Origin of the sequence: Streptomyces sp. NPDC014764, from assembly GCF_043082785.1 — a bacterium.
GTDB lineage: Bacteria > Actinomycetota > Actinomycetes > Streptomycetales > Streptomycetaceae > Streptomyces > Streptomyces althioticus.
In genome coordinates, this window is record NZ_JBIBXY010000029.1 from 18615 (window position 1) to 41073 (window position 22459).

Consider the following 22459-nt stretch of genomic DNA (forward strand, 5'->3'; position numbering starts at 1 on the left):
GTCTCCGATCGGTCAGGTACGGGTGCTGCGCGCGTCGCGGTCCGCGAGGGTGCGGGCGATGACGCCGAGGACGTCCGGCCGGGCCAGGCCGGCGTGGTCGGTGTCCAGGGGGTGCTCCTCGATGCGGCCCGTGACGTGGGGGCTCCACGAGGCGGGGGTGAGGTCCGGGTGGGTGCGGTCGCGGACGGCGGCGAAGAACACCAGGTCTCCGTCGAAGCGGTGCGGGGTGAAGTCCTCGATGAGCCGGGTGTTGTTGAGGAAGACCCGCGTCATCCGGCCGATCGCGGCGTCGTCGAGGTGGGCGAGCGCGCTGCCGCTCGCGCGCAGGGCGCCGAGGACGGCGGTGCGCTCCAACGGTCCGTCGCCGAGGGCGGCGCGGTCGGCGCCGGCCGCGTTGAGGAGGATGGCGAGGACCTGTTCCTCGCCGACCTCGTGCCGGGTGCCGTCGTAGGCGTCGGGGTAGCCGTCGAGCACGGTGAGCAGGCTCACCTCGGCTCCCTCGGCCTGCAGCCGGGTGGCCACGGCGTGTGCGACGAGTCCGCCGAAGGACCAGCCGAGCAGCTGGTAGGGGCCCCGGGGCGCGGTCTTGCGGATCTGTTCGGCGTAGTCGCGGGCCATGGCGTGGATGTCGGCGGGCAGCGGTTCGTCGTGGCTGAGGCCGCGGGCCTGCAGAGCGTACAGCGGCTGGTCGCGGTCGGTGTGTCTGAGCAGCGCCGAGTAGATCCAGCCGAAACCGCCGGCCGGGTGGACGCAGAACAGCGGGGGCCGCCGCCCGCCCCCGGTGCGCAGCGGCAGCACCACGCCGAAGGGGTCGGGGCCGTCGTCGCCCGCGGTTCCGTCGACGCGGGCGAGGAGCGCGGCGACGGTGGGCGCCTCGAAGAGGGTGCGGACGCCGACGTCGGCCCCCAGGACCGTCTTGATCCGGCCGGCGAGGCGGGTGGCGAGCATGGAGTGCCCGCCGAGTTCGAAGAAGTTGTCGTCGATGCCGACGCGGTCGGCGCCGAGCACCTCGGCGAACAGGTCGCACAGCAGTTCCTCGCGCGGGTTGCGGGGCAGCCGCCCGCCGCCGGCGCCCCACTCCGGCTCGGGCAGGGCGTCCCGGTCGAGCTTGCCGTTGGGGGTGACCGGCAGGGAGTCCAGCGTGACGAACGCGGCGGGCACCATGTAGTCGGGCAGCGAACGCTCCAGTTCGGCGCGGAGCCGCGCCGGTTCCAGGGCGCCGGGCCCGGCGTCGGGCGCGGGCACCAGGTGGGCGACGAGGACCGTGTCGCCGGCCCGTCCGGGGCGGGCGGTGACGACGGCCCGGGTGACGTCGGGATGGGCGGCGAGCGCTGTCTCGATCTCGCCGGGTTCGACGCGGAAGCCGCGGATCTTGACCTGCTGGTCGGCGCGGCCGAGGAATTCCAGGACGCCGCCCGCGGTGCGGCGCGCGATGTCGCCGGTGCGGTACATGCGGCCGCCGGTGTCGCCGAAGAGCCCGGCGAACGGGTCGGCGGTGAACCGTTCGGCGGTGCGCGCGGGCTGGGCCCAGTAGCCGCGGGCCAGGCCTGCGCCCGCGATGTACAGCTCGCCCGGCACGCCGGGCGGGACGGGCCGCAGCCGGTCGTCGAGGACGTAGGCGCGGGTCTCGTCCAGCGGGCGTCCTATGGGCACGGACGCCGGGACCCGGTCCGGGTCGGTGAACCGGTGCCAGGTGCAGCCGAGGGTGATCTCGGTGGGTCCGTACAGCACCTTGACGACGGTGCCCGGGCAGGCGGCGAGGACGCGGCGCACGGCGGTGGGCGGGACGACGTCGCCGCCCGTCCACACGTCGCGCACGCCCGCGAAGACACCGGGGTCCTCGTCCGCGACGACGCCGAACAGACCCGCAGTCAGCAGCAGGGAGGTGACGCCCTGCTCGGCGAGGACGCGGCGCAGCACGGCGGCGTCCAGTTCGCCGGGCGGGGCGACGACGATGCGGCCGCCGGCCAGCAACGGGCTCCACAGCTCGTAGGTGGAGATGTCGAAGGCGTACGGCGAGTGCATCAGCACCCGGGAGGCTGCGCCGGTCTCCCAGCAGCGGTCGACGGCCAGCGCGACGGCGTCGCGGTGGGTGACGCCTATGCCCTTGGGGACACCCGTGGATCCGGAGGTGTACATGATGTAGGCGAGCGCGTCCGGCGCGACGGTGACCTCCGGGGCGGTGGCGTCGCCCGTGACGATGTCCTCGTCGGCGGCGAGGGCCGCCACGCCCAGCCGGGACGCGGTGGCGGCGTGCCGGGCGTCGGTGAGCAGCAGTTGCGATCCGGTGTCGGCGAGGACGTGCCGCATCCGCTCCTCGGGATAGCCCGTGTGCAGCGGTACGTAGACGCCGCCCGCCTTGAGGATCGCGAGGGTGGCGGCCACCAGGTGCGCGGAGCGTTCCTGGAGCACGGCGACGGGGGTCTCGGGGGTGACGCCCCGGGCGGCGAGCCGGCGGGCGAGCCGGTTGGCGCGGGCGTCCAGTTCGGCGTAGGTCCAGGTGACGCCGTCGGGTTCGGTGACGGCGACGGCGTCGGGGGTGCGGGCGGTCTGCTCGGCGAAGCGCTGCGGCAGCGACGCGTCGGCGGCCGTGCGTCCGGGCGCCCAGGAGGTGTCGTTCCACCCGGTCAGGACGAGGTGGCGTTCGCCGCTCGCGAGGATCGGCACATCGGCGACCGGCAGGTCGGGGTCCGCGGCGACCGCCCGCAGGAAGGCGACGAGGCGGTCGGTGAGCGCCTCGGCGGTGGTGCGCTCGAACAGGCCGGTGTCGTACTCGAGGACGGCGTCGATTCCTCCGGCCGCGCCGTCGGGGCCGTACCGCTCGGCCAGGTTGAAGGTGAGGTCGAACTTCGCGGCTCCGAGCGCGACGACCTCGGGCCGGACGGTGAGGCCGGGCAGGGCGAGGTCGGCCTCGGGTGTGTTCTGCAGGGCGAGCAGCACCTGGAACAGCGGGTGCCGGGACAGGGACCGGCCGGGTCCGAGCTCTTCCACCAGTCTGTCGAAGGGCACGTCCTGGTGGGCGTAGGCGGCCAGGTCCGCCTCCCGGACCCGGTCCAGCAGGTCGCGGAAGGTGGGGTCGCCGGAGGTGTCGGTGCGCAGCACCAGCGTGTTGACGAAGAACCCGACCAGGTCGTCCAGCGCCTCGTCGGTGCGGCCGGCGACGGGACTGCCGACGGGGATGTCCGTGCCGGCCCCGTGCCGGGTCAGCAGCGCGGCGAGGGCGGCGTGCAGCACCATGAACAGGCTTGCGCCGCCGGAGCGGGCGAGGTCGAGCAGGGCCTTGTGCAGACCGGCGTCGAGGGTGCGGAACACCGCCTCGCCGCGGTGACCGGGCGTGGCCGGACGTGGCCGGTCGGCGGGCAGCTGGATCTCCTCGGGGAGCTGCGCCAGCGCCTCGCGCCAGTACGCGAACTGCCGGGCGGAGGCGCCGGACGGGTCGTCGGTGTCGCCGAGCAGGTCGCGCTGCCACAGCGTGTAGTCGGCATAGCTGACGGGCAGCGGCGTGAAGGCGGGGGCGCGGCCCTCGCGGCGGGCGGCGTACGCGGTCGCCAGGTCCCTCGTCAGCGGGGCCAGGGACCAGCCGTCACCCGCGATGTGGTGCAGCAGCAGCAACAGCACGTGCTCACGCTCGCCCAGCTCGAACAGCACGGCCCGCAACGGCAGATCACGGGTGAGGTCGAACCGGTGCCGGGCCGCCCGGGCCAGGGCGTCCGCAAGCTCGTCCTCGGTGGTGCGGCAGACCTCGAGCGTGGGCCGCGCCGCCTCGGGCCCGAGCACCAGCTGGTGGGGACTGCCGTCCTCCCCCTCGGGGAAGACGGTGCGCAGCGTCTCGTGCCGCTCCGTCAGGTCGGCCAGTGCGGCGGCGAGCGCCTCGGCGTCCAGGTGGCCGGTCAGGCGCAGTCCCACCGGCATGTTGTAGCCGGGGTCGCCGCCGGTGAGGCGGCCGAGGAACCACAGCCGGCGCTGGGCGTACGACAGCGGGAGCGGGGCGGGCTGTTCGGCGGCGGGCGCCAGGGCGGGACGGCGTCCGCCGTCGGCCGCGGCGGCGAGGGACGCCAGGCCGGCGGGGGTGGGGCGTTCGAACAGGTCACGCAGTGAGATCTCCGCGCCGAGGACGTTGCGGACGCGGCTGATCAGCCGGGTGGCGAGCAGTGAGTGCCCGCCCAGTGCGAAGAAGTCGTCGTCGGCGTGGACCGGACCGTCCACCGCGAGGATCTCCGCGAACAGCCCGCACAGGATCTCCTCGCCGGGAGTGCGCGGGCCTCGGCCGGCGCCGGCCGAGGGGGCGGGGTCGGGCAGCGCGGCCCGGTCCAGCTTGCCGTTGGGGGTGAGCGGCAGCGCGTCGAGCACCACGTACGCGGACGGCACCATGAAGTCCGGCAGGACCCGGCCCAGGGCGGCGCGTACGGCCTCCGTGTCCAGGCCGTCGCCGCCGACGAGGTAGGCGACCAGCCGGTCCTCTCGGGCGAGGACGGCGGCGTGGGCGACGCCGGGCAGGGCGGCGAGCGCGGCCTCCACCTCCCCCGGCTCGACACGGAAGCCGCGGATCTTCACCTGATGGTCCGCACGCCCGGCGAACTCCAGCTCGCCGTCCGCCCGCCACCTGCCCAGGTCACCCGTGCGGTACATACGGGACCCCGGCGGACCGTAGGGATCCGCCACGAACCGCTCCGCCGTCAGCTCCGGACGGTTCAGATACCCGCGCGCCACCCCCGCGCCCGCCAGATACAGCTCACCCGTCACACCCGGCGGCACCGGACGCAGCGCACCGTCCAGCACGTAGACACGGTCGTGGTCCACGGGCCGCCCGATGGGGGCGGCGGCGGGCCACTCGGCCGGGTCGGCGGGCAGGGTGTGGGTGGTGACGGCGTGGGTCTCGGCGGGGCCGTAGACGTTGTGCAGCCGCCGGCCGGGGACGGCGTATGCGAAGTCGCGCACCCGGGGGCCGGGTACGAGGGCCTCGCCGCCCTGGAGGACGTCGGTCAGGTGGGGCAGGGTGCGGCCCTGCTCGGCGGCGGCCTCGGCGAGCGCCTCGACGACGAGGTTCGGCGCGAACAGCTCGTTCACGCGCTGCTCGTCCAGCCAGGCGGCCAGCAGTTCGGCGCTGTGCCGGGTCGGCTCGTCGGGCGCCACGAGGGTCTTGCCCATGACGAGCGGGGAGAGGATCTCCTGCACGGAGAAGTCGAAGCCGATCGCCGTGAACTGCGCGGTGCGCACCCCCGGGCCGCCGGGGAAGCGGCGGGCGTGCCAGGTGAGGAGGTTGACCAGTCCGGCGCCGGGCATGGTCACGGCCTTGGGCCGGCCGGTGGAACCCGAGGTGTGGATCACGTACGCCGGATGCCCGGGCAGCAACGGCGAAAGCCGCTCACCGTCCGTCAGATCGCTTGCCGCGAACCCTGACAGATCCCCCTCCAGCTCCTCCGGCGTCAGCACCACGACAGGCGACGCGTCCTCGAGCATCAACGCGATCCGCTCCACCGGATACGACACATCCACCGGCAGATACGCCGCACCCGCCTTCAGCACCGCCAGCACCGCCACGTACAGCCCCGCACACCGCGGCAGCCGCAACGCCACGACCCGCTCAGGACCCGCACCCCGCTCCACCAGCCACCGCGCCAACCGGTTCGCACGCGCATTCAGCTCCGCGTACGTCAACGACTCACCCCCCACCACCAGCGCCACCGCATCCGGCGTCCGCGCCACCTGCGCCTCGAACAGCGCGGGGACCCGGGTGCCGGGCGCGGGACCCGGCGCGTCGGTGGTGTTCCAGTCGGTGAGGACACGGCGGCGCTCGTCGGGGCCGAGGAGTTCCAGACGGCCGATCGAGGTGTCGGGGTCACCGGCGACGGCCCGCAGCAGGCGCAGCAGCCGTTCGGCGAGCGCCTGCGCGGTGCTCCGCTCGAACAGGTCGGTGCTGAACTCGAGTGCGGCGCGGATACCGCCGGGTCCGCCGTCGCCGGAGCGCAGCTCGACCATGCTCAGGTGCAGGTCGAACTTGGCGATGCCGACGCCCACCGGGAGTGCCTGGGCGGTCAGGCCGGGCAGGTCGAGGCGGGCCTCGCCGCTGTTCTGGAACGCCAGCATCACCTGGAACAGCGGGTGGCGGGACAGCGAGCGCTCCGGGCGCAGCCGTTCGACGAGCTTCTCGAAGGGCACGTCCTGGTGGGCGTAGGCGGCCAGGTCCGCCTCCCGGACCCGGTCCAGCAGGTCGCGGAAGGTGGGGTCGCCGGAGGTGTCGGTGCGCAGCACCAGCGTGTTGACGAAGAACCCGACCAGGTCGTCCAGCGCCTCGTCGGTGCGGCCGGCGACGGGACTGCCGACGGGGATGTCGGTGCCGGCCCCGTGCCGGGTCAGCAGCGCGGCGAAGGCCGCCTGGACGACCATGAAAAGGCTGGCCCGCGCGCTGCCGGCCAGGGCGTTCAGCCGGCGGTGCAGATCCGCGTCGACGGTGAAGGGCACTGTGTCGCCCCGGTGCGAGGCGACGGCGGGACGGGGGTGGTCGGTGGGCAGGGTGAGTTCCTCTGGAATGCCGTCCAGCGTCCTGGTCCAGTGCTCGATCTGGCGCGCGACGCGGCTGTCGGGGTCCTGCTCGTCGCCGAGCAGCTCGCGCTGCCACAGCGTGTAGTCGGCGTACTGGACCGGCAGCGGCGCGAAGTCGGGGGCCCGGCCTTCGCGGCGGGCGGCGTAGGCGTCGCCGAGATCGCGGGCGAGCGGCGGCCAGGACCATCCGTCGCCGGCGATGTGGTGCATGAGCAGCAGCAGCACGTGCTCCTGCTCGCCCAGCTCGAACAGCACCGCGCGCAGGGGGAGTTCGCCTGCCAGGTCGAAGCCGCGGCGGGCGGCCCGGGTCAGGTCCTCCCCGAGCCGTCCGGGCGTGGTGCGCACGGTCTCGAAGGCGGGCGCCACGGGGTCCAGGACCTGCTGGCGCGGGACGCCGCCGCGCTCCGGGTAGACGGTGCGCAGTGCCTCGTGACGCGCGACGACGTCGGCGAGCGCGGCCCGCAGTGCGGCGGTGTCGAGGCTGCCGGTCAGCCGCAGGCTCATCGGGATGTTGTAGGTGGCGCCGGGGCCTTCCATCCGGTGCAGGAACCACAGCCGGTACTGGGCGAACGACAGCGGCACCTCCGCGGGGCGCGGTCGTGCGGTGAGCGCGGGCCGGGCCTCGTCCGCGCCGTCGACGCGTTCGGCGAGCTCGGCGACGGTGGGCGCCTGGAACAGGTCGCGTACGGCGAGTTCCGCGCCCAGGACCGTGCGGATGCGGCTCAGCAGCCGGGTGGCGAGCAGCGAGTGTCCGCCCAGGTCGAAGAAGCTGCGGTCGACGCCGACCCCGGGAAGTCCGAGAACCTCCGCGAACAGGGCGGCGAGGATCTCCTCCCGCCGGGTGCGCGGTGCCTGGCCGGCCGCGGCGGACCCCAGGTCGGGCGCGGGCAGCGCGTCACGGTCGAGCTTGCCGTTGGCGGTCAGCGGCAGGGCGTCCAGGACGACGTACGCGGCGGGCGCCATGTGGGCGGGCAGCCGCTCGGCCACCAGTGCGCGCAGCTCGTCGACGACCTGCGCGTCGCGCTCGGCGCGTGAGGGGTCGTTGGCCAGGGCGCGGGCGGCGGAGGGGCGCGGCCGGTGGGCGGCGCCGGGACCGGCGTACGCCTCGAAGGTGTCGTCCGGTGCGCCCCAGGCACAGCGGGCGCCCCACCGGTGCACGTCGTGCGGGTCGACGGCGTCGTCGGGGGCGGGCGCGTCGAGGAGGGCGGCGGCCCCGGCGGCGTCGCCGCGTCCGAGCGCGGCGAGCGCGCGGTGCTCGCGGACCAGCCGGGCGTTGGGTATGCCGGTGACCCGGACGGCGCCGTCCCCGCCCAGGGCGTGGCGCAGTTCGTCGGTGGTGCGGACGTCGGCGCCCCAGCGCAGCCGCTTCTCGGCCGGTGCCGGGCCGTCCGCGCCCCGGCGCAGCAGCACGTCGTAGCGGTGCCGGCTCATCTCGTTGTGGTGGGCTCCCCCGCGCAGGGTGACGTCGGCGACGGCCAGGTGCGGGTCGTCGGCGACGAGGGCGGTGAAGTAGTCGGGGTCGAGCAGCAGTTCCTTCTCGGTGGCGATCGACTGGTCGACGCAGCGGCGTATCGCGGCGGGGTCCGCGTAGGCGCCGGCGCGGCGCAGCTCGACGGCGGTGCGGAAGGCGCGCAGGGTGCGCAGGTTGCGGATGTCGCCCAGGAAGATCGTGCCGCCCGGGGCGAGGAGCGCGGCCGCGCGGCGCACCACCGCGGCCAGGTAGCCGGCGTCGGGGAAGTACTGGACGACGGAGTTCAGCACGACGGTGTCGAAGTGTCCGGCGGGCAGGCCGTCGGTGTCGTGCGCGGGACGGGTGAGCAGGGTGCACCTGTCGGCCAGTTCGGGGCGGGCGTCGAGATGCCGGCGGAGCTGGTCGACAACCGGCGCTGACAGGTCGGTCCCCCAGTACTCGGTGACGTGCGGGGCGACCTGGGAGAGGATCAGGCCGGTACCGCAGCCGATCTCCAGAACCCGTCGCGGGCGGAGGGCGAGGATCCGTTCCACGGACGCGGCCCGCCACTCGGTCATCTCCTCGAGGGGGATCGCCTCGGCGGTGTAGCTGCTGTTCCAGCCGGAGAAGTCGGCGCCGAAGGCGTGCCCGGGCTCGGCGTCGTACAGGGAGTCGTAGGTCTCGCGCCATCGCTCGACCTGCCCGTCGCCGCGGGCCCCGTCCGAGGCCGTCGGACCGCCGGTGGCGCTCTGGCGGACCACGTAGGCGACGAGGTGCTTGTCACCGGGCCCGGCCTCACGGGCGACGACGGCGCCGGCCGCGACGTCCGGGTGGCCGGCGAGCACGGTCTCGATCTCGCCGGGCTCGATCCGGAAGCCGCGGATCTTGACCTGCTGGTCCGCGCGGCCCGCGAACTCGAGCTCTCCGTCTGCCCGCCACCGGCCCAGGTCACCGGTGCGGTACATCCGGGCGCCGCGCTCGCCGAACAGCGGCGCGAAGGGGTCGGCGACGAACCGTTCGGCGGTCAGCCCGGGACGGCCGAGGTAGCCGCGGGCCACGCCGGGCCCGGCGATGTGGATCTCACCGGTGACGCCGGGCGGCACGGGCCGCAGCCGCTCGTCGAGGACGTAGACGCGGGCCGCGCCGACCGGGCGGCCGATGGGCGGGGAAACCGCGCCGGTGACGGGGGCGCTCATGGTGGCGCACACGGTGCTCTCGGTCAGACCGTAGGCGTTCACCAGGCGCCGGCCGGGGCCGAACCGGGCGGCCTGGTCGGGTGCGGTCGCGTCACCGGCGACGATGAGGTCGGTGCCGGGCGGCAGGGCGCCGTCGGGCAGGGCGGGGAGGGCGCCGGGCGGCAGCGCGAGCAGCGTGACGCCCTGCCTGCGGACCAGGTCGGCCAGGCCGGGGCCGGGCAGAAGCTCGTCGGCGGTGGCGAGGACCAGTGCGGCGCCGGTGAGCAGGGCGGCCGTCAGCTCCCACAGGGCGGCGTCGAAGCTGATCGAGGCGAACTGGAGCACCCTGCTGTGCGGGCCGAGGCCGAACCGTGCGGCCTGCGGTGCAACCGTGGTGGTGACGGAGGCGTGCGCGACCACGACTCCCTTGGGGGTGCCGGTGGAGCCGGAGGTGTAGATGACGTAGGCGGGGTGCTCCGGCAGCAGCGGGGCGGCCCGGTCGGCGTCGCCGAGGTCGGCGGCGGAGTACCCGGCCGCGGCCTCGAGGTCGGCGGCGAGACCGTCGGGGGTGAGGACCAGGGACGGCCGGGCGTCGGCCCGCATGAACGCGATCCGCTCGTCCGGGTAACCGGGGTCGACGGGCAGGTAGGCGGCGCCGGCCTTCCAGACCGCGAGCACGGCCGTGACGAGGTCCGCGGTGCGCGGCAGCTGGAGCGCCACGACGTGCTCGGGGCCCGCACCCCGCTCGGCCAGCCGGCGCGCCAGCCGGTTGGCCCGCCCGTTCAGTTCCGCGTACGTCAGCGACTGCGCGCCCATGACCACCGCGACGGCGTCGGGGGTGCGCGCGGCCTGCTCCTCGAACAGGGCGGGCAGCGTGGCCGGGCGGACCGGCCCCGCCGCGGGGGCGTTGACGTCGACCAGCAGCCGGTGGCGTTCGGCCGGGCCGAGCAGGTCGACCGATCCGATGGTCCGCCCGGGGTCCTCGGTGACGGCGCGCAGGAAGCGTTCCAGGCGTTCGCCCAGGGCTTCCACGGTGCCGCGCTCGAACAGCTCGGTGCTGTACTCCCAGTCGCCGCGGATCCCGGCCCGCTCGCCGTCGGGGGTGTGCTCCTCGACGACGGCGAGACCGAGGTCGAACTTGGCGAAGCCCACCCGCACCGGCTCCACTGCGACGTCCAGACCGGGCAGGGCCGTGTCGGCGGCGGGCATCGACTGGAGGGCGAGGACCACCTGGAAGAGCGGGTTGCGGGCGAGCGTGCGCTCGGGGTTGAGCTCCTCGACGAGCTTTTCGAACGGCAGGTCCTGGTGGGTGTAGGCGGCCAGGTCGAACTCGCGCACCCGGCGCACGAGGTCGCGGAAGGCGGGATCGCCGGAGGTGTCGGTGCGCAGCACCAGCGTGTTGACGAAGAACCCGACCAGTTGGTCGAGCGCGTCGTCGGTGCGGCCGGCGACGGGGCTGCCGACGGGGATGTCGGTGCCCGCCCCGTGCCGGGTGAGCACGGCGGCGAAGGCCGCCTGGAGCACCATGAACAGGCTGCTGTCGCAGGCGGTGGCGAGCGCGGCGAGCCGGTCGTGCAGGTCGGCGTCGAGCCGGAACGGCACCGTGGCGCCACGGTGCGTGGCGACGGCCGGCCGGGCGTGGTCGGTGGGCAGGTCGAGCTGGGCGGGGGCCCCGGACAGGGCCTCGCGCCAATGGGCGAGCTGGGCGCCGTGCGGGCTCGCCGGGTCGTCGGTGTCGCCGAGCAGGTCGCGCTGCCACAGCGTGTAGTCGGCATAGCTGACGGGCAGCGGCGTGAAGGCGGGGGCGCGGCCCTCGCGGCGGGCGGCGTACGCGGTCGCCAGGTCCCTCGTCAGCGGGGCCAGGGACCAGCCGTCACCCGCGATGTGGTGCAGCAGCAGCAACAGCACGTGCTCACGCTCGCCCAGCTCGAACAGCACGGCCCGCAACGGCAGATCACGGGTGAGGTCGTAGGGCCGCCCGGCGGCCTCGGCCAGCCGGTCGGCGAGGTGCTCCTCGTCGGTGACGGCGGTCTCGAGGCCGGGTACCGCCTCGCCGGGCGGCAGGATCTCCTGGTACGGCTCGCCGGCGTCGGCGGGGTAGACGGTGCGCAGTGTCTCGTGCCGGGCGGTCAGGTCGGCGAGGGCGGCGCGCAGTGCTGCGCGGTCGACGTCACCGCGCAGCCGGAGGGCGAGCGGGATGTTGTAGGTGTTGTTGGGGCCGTCGAGACGGCCGAGGAACCACAGCCGGCGTTGGGCGTGGGACAGCGGCAGCCGGGACGGGCGCCGCTCCGGGGCGACGGGCTGCAGCGCGGGACGGGCGCCCGCGGCGCCGTCGAGGCGTTCGGCGAGCCGGGCGGCCGTGGGCGCGTCGAACAGTTCGCGCAGGGGCAGTTCGGCGCCGAGGACGCTGCGGATCCGGCTGATGAGCCGGGTGGCGAGCAGTGAGTGCCCGCCCAGTGCGAAGAAGTCGTCGTCGATGTGGACGGGGCCGGTGAGTCCGAGCACCTCGGCGAACAGGCCGCACAGGATCTCCTCCCGCGGGGAGCGCGGGAATCGGCGGGCGGCCGCGGTGGTCCGGGGCGCGGGCAGCGCGGCCCGGTCCAGCTTGCCGTTGGGGGTGAGCGGCAGCGCGTCGAGGACGACGATCGCGGCGGGCACCATGTGGTCGGGCAGGGTCCGGGCCAGCGCGGTGCGCAGCGCGGCGGGGTCCGGCGCGTGGTGGGACGGGACGACGTAGCCCACGAGCCGCTTGTCGCCGGGGCGGTCCTCGCGGGCGAGGACGGCGGCGTGGGCGACGCCGGGCAGGGCGGCGAGCGCGGCCTCCACCTCCCCCGGCTCGACACGGAAGCCGCGGATCTTCACCTGATGGTCCGCACGCCCGGCGAACTCCAGCTCGCCGTCCGCCCGCCACCTGCCCAGGTCACCCGTGCGGTACATACGGGACCCCGGCGGACCGTAGGGATCCGCCACGAACCGCTCCGCCGTCAGCTCCGGACGGTTCAGATACCCGCGCGCCACCCCCGCGCCCGCCAGATACAGCTCACCCGTCACACCCGGCGGCACCGGACGCAGCGCACCGTCCAGCACATGGACGCGGGTGCCGGCGACGGGACGGCCGACCGGTGCCGGGTCGCTCCAGCCGGCGGGGTCGGCGGGCAGGGCGGTGCCGGTCGTCACATGGGTCTCGGCGGGACCGTAGTGGTTGTGCAGCCGCCGGCCGGGGACGGCGGCGGTGAAGGTGCGTACGGCGGCGCCGAGTCCGAGAGCCTCGCCCGCCTGCACGACGTGCCGCAGCGCGGGCAGGGTGCGGCCCTGCTCGGCGGCGGCCTCGGCGACGGCCTCCACGACGAGGTTCGGCGCGTAGAGCTCGGTGACGCCCTGTTCGTCGAGCCAGGCGGTCAGCAGTTCGGCGCTGCGACGCACGTCCTCGGCGGGCACGGCGAGGGTCTTGCCGTGCAGCAGCGCGGAGAGGATCTCCTGGCTCGCGACGTCGAAGCCGATGGTGGTGAACTGGGCGACCACCGTGCCGGTGCCGCCGGGTATCTCCCCCTGATGCCAGGTGAGGAGGTTGACCAGGGCGGATCCCGGCATGGTCACGGCCTTGGGCCGGCCGGTGGAACCCGAGGTGTGGATCACGTACGCCGGATGCCCGGGCAGCAACGGCGAAAGCCGCTCACCGTCCGTCAGATCGCTTGCCGCGAACCCTGACAGATCCCCCTCCAACTCCTCCGGCGTCAGCACCACGACAGGCGACGCGTCCTCGAGCATCAACGCGATCCGCTCCACCGGATACGACACATCCACCGGCAGATACGCCGCACCCGCCTTCAGCACCGCCAGCACCGCCACGTACAGCCCCGCACACCGCGGCAGCCGCAACGCCACGACCCGCTCAGGACCCGCACCCCGCTCCACCAGCCACCGCGCCAACCGGTTCGCACGCGCATTCAGCTCCGCGTACGTCAACGACTCACCCCCCACCACCAGCGCCACCGCATCCGGCGTCCGCGCCACCTGCGCCTCGAACAGCGCGGGGAGGGTCGAACCGGCGGGGGCGGCGGAGGAGGGTCCGCGGGAGAGGCTGAGGGCGTGGTCGTGTTCGTCGGCCGTCAGCAGCGCGGCGCGGCCGACGGGCAGGCCGGCTCCGTGTTCGGCGACCTGGGCGAGCAGGGCGTCGAGGCGGCGCAGCAGCCGTTCGGCGCCGGCGGTGTCCAGCACGTCGGTGCGGTGGTCGAGGCGGAAGCGGAGCCGCTCGCCGGGTATGGCGAGCAGGCTCAGCGGATAGTGGGTGGCGTCGCCGACCTCGAAGGAGGCCAGGCGCACATCGCGGGCCTCGGCGCGGAGCACCTCGGGGTCCAGCGGGTAGTTCTCGAACACGACGACCGTGTCGAAGAGTTCACCGGCGCCGGCGGCCGCCTGTATCTCGGTCAGGGACAGGTGCCGGTGCTCGATGAGCGCGGCCTGCTCCTGCTGCACGCGGGCCAGCAGGTCGCCGAGGGTCTCCCAGGGGCGGATGCGGACCCGTACCGGCAGGGTGTTGACGAACATGCCGATGGTGGTCTCGATGCCGGGTATCTCGGGCGGGCGGTGGGAGACGGTGGCGCCGAACACCACGTCGTCGAGACCCAGTTCGCTGCCGAGCAGCAGTGCCCAGACGCCCTGCACCAGGGTGTTGGGGGTCAGGCCGAGGGAACGGGCGAGGCCGGTCAGCCTGCTGGTGGTGGTTTCGTCGATCTGGTGCCAGATCTGTCCGGGCAGCGCGGCTCCGCCGTCGGTGCCCCGGCCCCGTCCGGCGGCGACCAGGCTCGGCTCCTGCAGTCCGGCCAGCGCGGTGCGCCAGGCGGTGCGTGCCGCGTCCGTGTCCTGCCCGGCGAGCCAGGCCAGATAGGCCCGGTAGGGGGTGACGGGCGCCAGGGCCGAGTCGTCGCCGTGGTGCTCGTACAGGGTGAACAGCTCGCGCACCAGCAGCGGCATGGACCAGCCGTCGAAGAGCAGGTGGTGGGTGGTCAGCACCAGCTTGTGGTGGTCCGGGCCGAGGGCGAGCAGACCGCAGCGCAGCAGCGGCGGGGCGCCCGGGTCGAAGCGCTCGGCGCGGTCGGCGGCGACGAAGTCGTCCGCCCTTTGCCGCTGTTCGTCGTCGGCGAGCCCGGTGAGGTCGAGGCGTCGCCAGGGCAGCGGTACGTCACGCGGGACGAACTGCACGGGCCGGTCCACGTTCTGCTGCCAGAACCCGGCGCGCAGGTTGGGGTGGCGGCGCAGCAGGGCGCCGGCCGCCGACTTCAGCGACTCCTCGTCCAGCGGGCCGCGCAGTTCGAAGACCATCTGGACGGTGTAGACGTCCGGGCCGCCGGCCTGCGCCGCGTAGGCGACCTGGAAGAGCAGCCCTTCCTGGAGCGGGGTGAGGGGCAGGACGTCGGCGAGTCCGGACTGCGTCATCGGGCTACCTTCCAGGCGGCTTCGAGCTGGTCGATCTGGTCCTGGCTGAGCTGGACCAGGGACAGGTCGGACGGGGTGATCCCGCCCGCCTCGGGTCGTTCGGCGTGGGCGGCCAGAGCGGTGAGCGCCCGGAACCAACTGCCGGCGAGGTCGCGTACGGCGTCCTCGTCCACAAGCCGCCCCGCCCAGGTCCACACGGCCGTCAGCCGGGGTCCGTCGTTCCCGTCGCGGGTGAGGGCGTTGAGTTCGAGGGCGTGGGCGAGCGGCAGCCGCTCGCCCGAGCCGTCCCCGATCAGGTCCGCGTCCGGGGCGGCGGTCCACAGGCCGCCGTCGGGGGCGGGGAACCGGCCCAGGTAGTTGAAGCCCAGGTCGGGGGTGCCGTGCGGGGCGAGGGCGGTCAGGCTGCGGGCGGCGCGGGCGTCGAGGTACCGCAGCACACCGTGGCCGACGCCGCCGTCGGGGATCTCCCTGAGCTGTTCCTTGACCCGTTTGACGGCTGTACCGGCGGCGGGTCCGCCGGCCAGGGCGTCCCGGCGGTCGAGCGGGCCGGGCCGGAGCAGGACGGGGTGGACGGAGGTGAACCAGCCGACGGTGCGGGAAAGCTCGGCGGGGCTGTCGCCCGGTTCACGGCCGTGGCCCTCGACGTCCACCAGGACGGCGTCGTCGTCCCCCAGCCCGCGGCGCCTGCGCCAGTCGGCGACCGCGAGCGCGAACGCGGTCAGCAGGACGTCGTCGACCCGGCCGTGGAACGCGGCGGGCACGCTGGTGAGCAGGGCGGCGCTGGTACCGGGGTCCAGGTCCAGGCTGACGCTGCGGGCGGTGGCCGCGGTGTCGCGTGCGGGGTCGAGCCGTTCCGCTGTGACCGGCGGGGCGCCGTGGGCCAGCATCCGGGTCCACAGGGCGAGTTCACCGCTGCGCCGTTCCGTGCGCGCCTGCTCGGCCAGGTGCAGCGCCCAGGCCCGGAACGAGGTGCCCACCGGCGGCAACGGCGCGTGCGGGTCCTCCCAGGCGGCCTTCAGGTCCGGCAGCAGGATGCGCCAGGAGACGCCGTCCACGACGAGGTGGTGCAGGGTGAGCAGCAGCAGTCCGGGGCGGCTGTCCCCGGCGTCGAGCCAGACGGCCTGGCCGGTGCGGCCTGTGAACGGGTCGAGCCGGTCCCGGGCGGCGGCGGCCTCCCGGGCGGCCAGCGCGGGCAGCTCCGTGGCATGCGTCCCGGAGGCGTCCACCCGGTGCACCCAGTCGGCCGCGCGGACGGCGCCGGGCGGATCGACGCGCATCGTCCAGTCCGTCTCGCCGCCGTGCGTGGCGTCGCCGTCCGCCGTCCGGGGCTCTCGGGCGAAGACCGCCCGCAGCACGTCGTGACGATCGACGAGTGCCTGCAGGGCGGCCGTGAGACGGTCCTCGCCGAGGCGGGGCGGGACGGGCACGGCCATGGTCTGGCTGAACGCCTCCACCGGGCCGCCGCGTTCGCGCAGCCAGTGCATGACGGGGGTGAGCGGCACCGGGCCGGCCGGCTCGGCGGTCAGGCCGCCCGGTGCGGCGGACGCCTGCTCGGCGGCGCCCTCGGCGACCTGGGCGAGCGCGGCGACCGACTTGTGCTCGAAGACCTGTGCCGCGTTCAGCACCAGTCCGGCCCGGCGGGCCCGGCCGACCAGCTGGATGACCATGATGCTGTCGCCGCCCCGGTCGAAGAAGCTGTCGTCGACCGACACCCGGTCCACTCCGAGCACCTCGGCGAACAGCACCGCGAGCAGCTCCTCGCGGGGGGTGCGCGCAGCCCGGTGCGCGTCCGTGCCGGCGCCGAAGTCCGGCGCCGGCAGGGCCCGGCGGTCGAGCTTGCCGTTCGGGGTGAGCGGCAGCGCGGGCAGCGCGACGACGGCCGCGGGCACCATGTAGTCGGGCAGCGCGGCCGCGACGTGGGCGCGCAGCGCGGCGGGGCCGGGGTCCGCGCCGGGCGCGGCGACGACGTAGGCGACGATCCTCTTGGCGCCGGGGCGGTCCTCGCGGACCAGGACGGTGCACTGGGCGACCTGCGGGTGGGAGCCGAGGACGGACTCGATCTCGCCCAGTTCGATGCGGAAGCCGCGGACCTTGACCTGGTGGTCGACGCGGCCGAGGAACTCCAGCACGCCGTCGCCGCGCCTGCGCACCAGGTCGCCGGTGCGGTACATGCGGGCGCCGGGGGGGCCGAAGGGGTCGGCGACGAACCGCTCGGCGGTGGCGTCGGGGCGCCTGAGGTAGCCGCGGGCCAGCCCGGCGCCGCCGATGTACAGCTCGCCGGCCACGCCGGGCGGGACGGGCCGCAGCCGGTCGTCCAGCACGTGGCAGGTGGTGTTGTCCAGCGGGGTGCCGATGGGGACGGTGGTCTCCTGCTCCCACGGCGCGCGCATGAAGTGGTGGGTGGCGAAGGTGGTGGTCTCGGTCGGGCCGTAGCCGTCGACGACCAGGGTGCCGGGCGAGGCGGCCAGGACCCGGGCGACCGCCGCGGGCGAGACGACGTCGCCGCCCGTCCACACCTCCCGTACGCCGGCGAAGCACTCCGGGGACTCCTCGGCGAGCAGGTTGAACAGGCCGGAGGTGAGCCACATGCCGGTGACCCTGCCGTCGACGACCGCGCGGGCCAGGGCCTGGGTGTCGAGGTCCCCGGGCGGGGCGACGACGACGGCCCCGCCGGACACCAGCGGCACCCACAGCTCGTACTGGGAGGTGTCGAAGGAGTACGGGGAGTGCAGCAGGACGCGTTCCTGGTTGCCGGTGCGCCAGCACCGGTCGGCGGCCAGCGCGGAGACGTCGCCGTGGGTGATGGCCACGCCCTTGGGCCGGCCGGTGGAGCCGGAGGTGTACATCACGTACGCCAGCTGGTGGTGGTGGGCGGGCACGGCGGGCAGCGGCCGGCACTCCGCGTCTTCGCCGTCGTCCACGACGACGACCTCGGCGTCCGGCGCCCAGGAGGCGCAGGCGTGCTCGGCGTCGGTGGCACGGTCGGTGAGGACGACGCGGGCGCCGACGTCCTCGGTGATCAGGGCCATCCGGGAGGCCGGGTAGCGGGTGTTGAGCGGCACGTAGTAGCCGCCGGACCGCAGGACCGCCAGCAGGGAGACGACCAGATCGGTGGAGCGTTCCTGGAGGACGACGACGGCGCTCTCGGGTCCGACGCCGGCGTCGGCGAGCCGGCGGGCGAGCCGTCCGGAGCGTGCGTCGAGTTCGGCGTAGGTGAGTCCGGGGCCGTCGGCGCCGGTCACGGCGACCGCGTCGGGGGTGCGCCGGGCCTGGGCCGCGAACTGCTCGGCGAGCCCGCTGCCGGGCACCGGCCGTGCGGTGTCGTTCCAGGCGGCCAGCCGGGCGCGCTCGGTGTCGTCCAGCAGGTCGTGGGCGCCGATCGGCAGGGCGGGGGCGGCGACGGCCGCCCGGAGCAGGGTCAGCAGGCGCCCCACCAGGGACTCGGCGGTGGCCCGGTCGTACAGCGCGACGTCGTACTCCAGGTCGCCGTCGATGCCGGCGTGTCCGTCCCGGCCGTCGCGGTGCTCGACCAGGTTGAACGTCAGGTCGAACTTGGCCACGCCGAGTTCGACGGGCTCCCGGCGCACGTCGAGGCCCTTGAGCACGGGGCGGGCCTCGAAGTTTTGGTAGGACAGCACGACCTGGAACAGCGGGTGGCGGGCGGCCGACCGCTCCGGCTGGAGCCGTTCGACGACCCGGTCGAAGGGAACGTCCTGGTGGGCGTACGCCTCCAGAGCGGCGGCCCGCACCCGGGCGAGCAGATCGGTGAAGGCGGGATCGCCGGAGGTGTCGGCACGCACCACGACCGGATTGACGAAGAAGCCGACGACGTCGTCCAGGGCGCTGTCGGGGCGGGAGGCGGTGGGGCAGCCGATGGGGATGTCGGCGCCCGCGCCGAGCCGGGTGAGCAGGGCGGCCAGCGCGGCCTGCAGCACCATGTGGCAGGTGGCGCCGTTCTCCCGGGCGAACGCGTCCACGGCGGCGTGCAGTTCGGGGCCGATACGCAACGGCACGGATCCGCCGCGGTGTTCGGCGACCGGTGGCCGGGGCCGGTCGGCGGGCAGCTCCAGCTGGTCGGGAAGGCCCGCCAGGGCGCGTTCCCAGTGGGCGAGCTGGCGTCCGGCCGGACTCGCCGGGTCGTCCTCGTCACCGAGGAGGTCACGCTGCCACCGTGCGAAGTCGGTGTAGCGGACGGGCAGCGGCGGGAAGCTGGGCTCCTCGCCCGTGACCCGGGCGGCGTACGCGGTGGACAGGTCCGTGAGCAGCGGACGCATCGACCAGCCGTCGCAGGCGACGTGGTGCAGCACCAGGAGCAGGACGTTGTCCCCGTCCGGCAGGGTGAAGAGGTGTGCCACGACCGGCAGTTGCCAGTCGAGGTCGAACGGGGTGCGGGCGGCCCGGGTGAGTGCGGCGGGCAGGTCGCCGGGCCGGACGCGGGCCTCCACCAGCCAGGGCCGGGCCTGCTCGGGCGGCATCACCCGGGGGGAGACGCCGTGCTCGCCGCGCGGGTACACCGTGCGCAGGCTGTCGTGCCGGACCACGACGTCGTACAGGGCGTCGCGCAGCGCCATGCGGTTCACCGGGCCGGACAGACGCAACGCGAGCGGCATGTTGTAGGTGGGCGCGGCGTCCTCCACCTCGCGCAGCACCCACATGCGGTGCTGGGCGTACGACATGGGGGCGGGGTCGTCGTCGGAGCGGGCCACGAGCGGAGGCCTGCCGGGCGGGCCGGCGGCGCGGACCTTGGCGGCCAGGCCGGCCGGGGTGGGCGCCTCGAACAGGTCCTGGACGGTGATCTCGGCGCCCAGCGCGTCGCGGACGGCGGCGATGAGCCGTCCGGCGAGCAGGGAGTGCCCGCCGAGGGCGAAGAAGTCGGCGTCGCCGCCGACCTCGTCGACGCCGAGCACGGAGGCGAAGGCGTCGCGCACGGCCGCCTCGGCCGGGCCGGCGGGCGGGGTGCGGTCCGCGGCGGAGGCGCCGGGGGCGTCCGGGGCGGGCAGCGCGGCGCGGTCGAGCTTTCCGTTGGCGGTCAGCGGCAGCACGTCGAGCACGGTGACCGACGCGGGCACGCAGTGGGCGGGCAGGGTGCGGGCGAGCAGCGCGCGCCAGTCGGCCGGGTCGGGTGCGGCGCCGGCCGCGGGCACGGCGTACGCGGCGAGCCGCCGGTCGCCCGGCCGGTCCTCCCGGACGGTGACGGCGGCCTGGGCGACATCCGGGTGGGAGGCCAGCACGCTCTCGATCTCGCCGAGTTCGATGCGGAAACCCCGGATCTTCACCTGGTGGTCGCCGCGCCCGAGGTAGGCGAAGGAGCCGTCGTCGAGCAGCCGCACCAGGTCGCCGGTGCGGTACATACGGGAGCCCGGCGGGCCGTAGGGGTCGGCGACGAACCGGTCGGCCGTCAGGTCGGGGCGGCCGAGGTAGCCGCGGGCGAGGCCGTCGCCGGCGACGTACAGCTCGCCGGTGAAGCCGGGCGGCACCGGGCGCAGCGCGGGGTCCAGGACGCGGGCGGCGAGGTGCGGCAGGGGGCCTCCGACCGGGGAGCGCGTGTCCGAGGCGGTGTCGCCGGGGCCGAGAGCGGCATGCGTGACGTGCACCGTGGTCTCGGTGATGCCGTACATGTTCACCAGCGAGACGCTCTCGCCGCGCCGCGCGTACCAGTCGGCGAGCCGGGAGGGGTCCAGCGCCTCACCGCCGAACACCACGTGTCCGAGCGCGAGCGCGGGGGTGTCGGCGTCCCGGTCCGCGGCGTCCAGCTGGAAGAACGCGCTCGGTGTCTGGCTGAGCACGGTCACCTGTTCGCGGGCGAGCAGGGCCAGGAGGTCGGCGGGCGAGCGGCTGACGGTGTAGGGCACGACGACGAGCCGGCCGCCGTGCAGGAGCGCGCCGAAGATCTCCCAGACGGAGAAGTCGAAGGCGTAGCTGTGGAACAGGGTCCACACGTCGTCGGGGCCGAAGCCGAACAGGGGCCGGGTGGCCGTGAACAGCCGCACCACGTTGGCGTGCGGGACGACCACGCCCTTGGGACGGCCGGTGGAGCCGGACGTGTAGATGACGTAGGCCGGGCTCGCCGGGTCCACGGCCACGCCCGGGTCGGTGGCCGGGCCGCCGCCGTCGTCGGCCGCGCGCATCGCGTCCTCGTCGACGACGGCCACCGGCCGGGCGTCCTCGATCATCCAGGCGAGGCGGTCCTCGGGGTAGTCGGGGTCGAGCGGCAGGTAGGCGGCGCCGGTCTTCAGCACCGCGAGGAGGGCCACGACCAGGTCGGCGGAGCGCGGCAGGGCAAGGGCGACGATCTGTTCGGGCCCGGCGCCGAGGGCGAGGAGCCGGTGCGCCAGACGGTTGGCGCGGGTCTCGAGTCCGGCGTACGTGAGCCGCTGGGCGCCGTAGGTGACGGCCACGGCGTCGGGGGTGGCGGCGGCCCGCCGGGCGATCAGGCCGTGCAGGGTTCCGGCCGGGGCGCCGGCGTCGGCCGGACGGGCGGCCGGCGGTTCGTCGGCGGCGTGCACCCGGGCCAGCGGGGCGGCGGGGCCGGCGGCGGCGAGGCGGTCCAGGAAGCGGGTGAAGCGGCGCAGGTGGCCCTCGGTGTCCGCCTCGTCGTAGAGGGCCCGGTTGGCCTCGAGGCGCAGGCGCAGCCCGGTCCCCTCCTCGTACACCGAGAACTTCAGGTCGTCGACGGGGCCGGTGGACACCGGGTGCACGGTGGCGTGCAGCGGGCCGAAGTCGGCGGTGTGGTCGTGGCCCGCCACGTTCACCACGGGGCCGGAGGCGTCCTCCCCGACGCGCCCGAGTGCGCGGCGGACCTCCTCGTAGGGGAAGCGCTGGTGGCGGAGCAGGGGTGTCAGCGCGTCGCGTCCGGCGGTCACCAGGCCGGTGAGCGTGTCGGCGGGGCGCGGTGCGAGGTGCAGCGGCAGGACGCCGGCGACGCATCCGACGGCGCGGCGGGCGACGGCGGTGCGGCGGGCCGTCACCGGGAGCCGCAGCGTGACCTCCGGCTGTCCGGTCAGCCACTGCGCGTACGCCGCGACGGCGGCGGGGAAGGCGGCCTGCCAGCCGGTGTCCGCGGTGGCGGCCAGCCGGGTGAGTCCTTCGCGCACGGCGGCGGGCAGCAGGACGGTACGGCGTACGGGGGCCGGCCCCGCCGGGGCGCTGCGGCCGGCGAGGGCGACCGGGGCGGGGGGCGGAGCGGCCAGCCAGTGGGCGCGGTCGGCCGCGTGGGCCTCGGACGCGCGCCAGACGCGTTCGGCGTCGGTCAGCGCGCGGATGCCGGGGAGGTCCTCGAGGGGTTCTCCCCGGTAGGCGCGGGCGACCTGCCCGGCCACGAGGCGGAAGGCGTAGCCGTCCAGCAGCAGGTGGTGGGCGTGCTGGAACCAGCGGTGGCGGTCCGGGGCGAGGGTGATCAGGGCCTGGGTGTACAGGGGCCTGCCGGAGGTGACGTCGAGCGGGGTGGCGAGAACGCCGTCCGCCCAGGCGTCGGCCGCCGCGCCGGGATCCTCGGCGGCGCTGACGTCCACGTGGTGCAGGACGAACCCGCCCGCCGGGCCCACGTACTGGTGGACCGTGCCGTCGGGGTCCGTGCCGAAGCGAAGACGCAGGGCGTCGGTCGCCTCGACGACGCTCCGCAGGGCCTCCTCGAAGCGGTCCCGGTCGAGGTCGCCGGCGAGTTCCACGTACTCGCCGGTGTTGAACACGGGGCTCAGCGGGTCCCTCGCCTGTGCGAACCAGATGCCGAGCTGTGCCGCTGTCAGCGGCAGACGCATGTCGTCGGGAACGGGAACGGGCACACTTCCCCCAAGGTCCGGGCCATCCGCGACACAGGCGGCGCGATACCGGGCCAGCCTCTCCGCCGCGGTTGACA

The 22459-nt window shown here is 75.2% G+C and carries 2 protein-coding genes; both read right to left on the bottom strand.

What is annotated here, in order from left to right; translation table 11 throughout:
* Positions 1-12: 12 nt before the first annotated feature.
* Positions 13-14604: an amino acid adenylation domain-containing protein gene (locus ACF1AG_RS33685; RefSeq protein ID WP_391810958.1), complete on the bottom strand. Its 14592-nt coding sequence runs from the start codon at positions 14602-14604 to the stop codon at positions 13-15.
* Entirely contained in the window at positions 14601-22361 is a 7761-nt protein-coding gene (locus ACF1AG_RS33690; protein WP_391810959.1) for an amino acid adenylation domain-containing protein, read from the bottom strand. The genes ACF1AG_RS33685 and ACF1AG_RS33690 overlap by 4 nt, the downstream gene beginning before the upstream one ends.
* Positions 22362-22459: the final 98 nt, after the last annotated feature.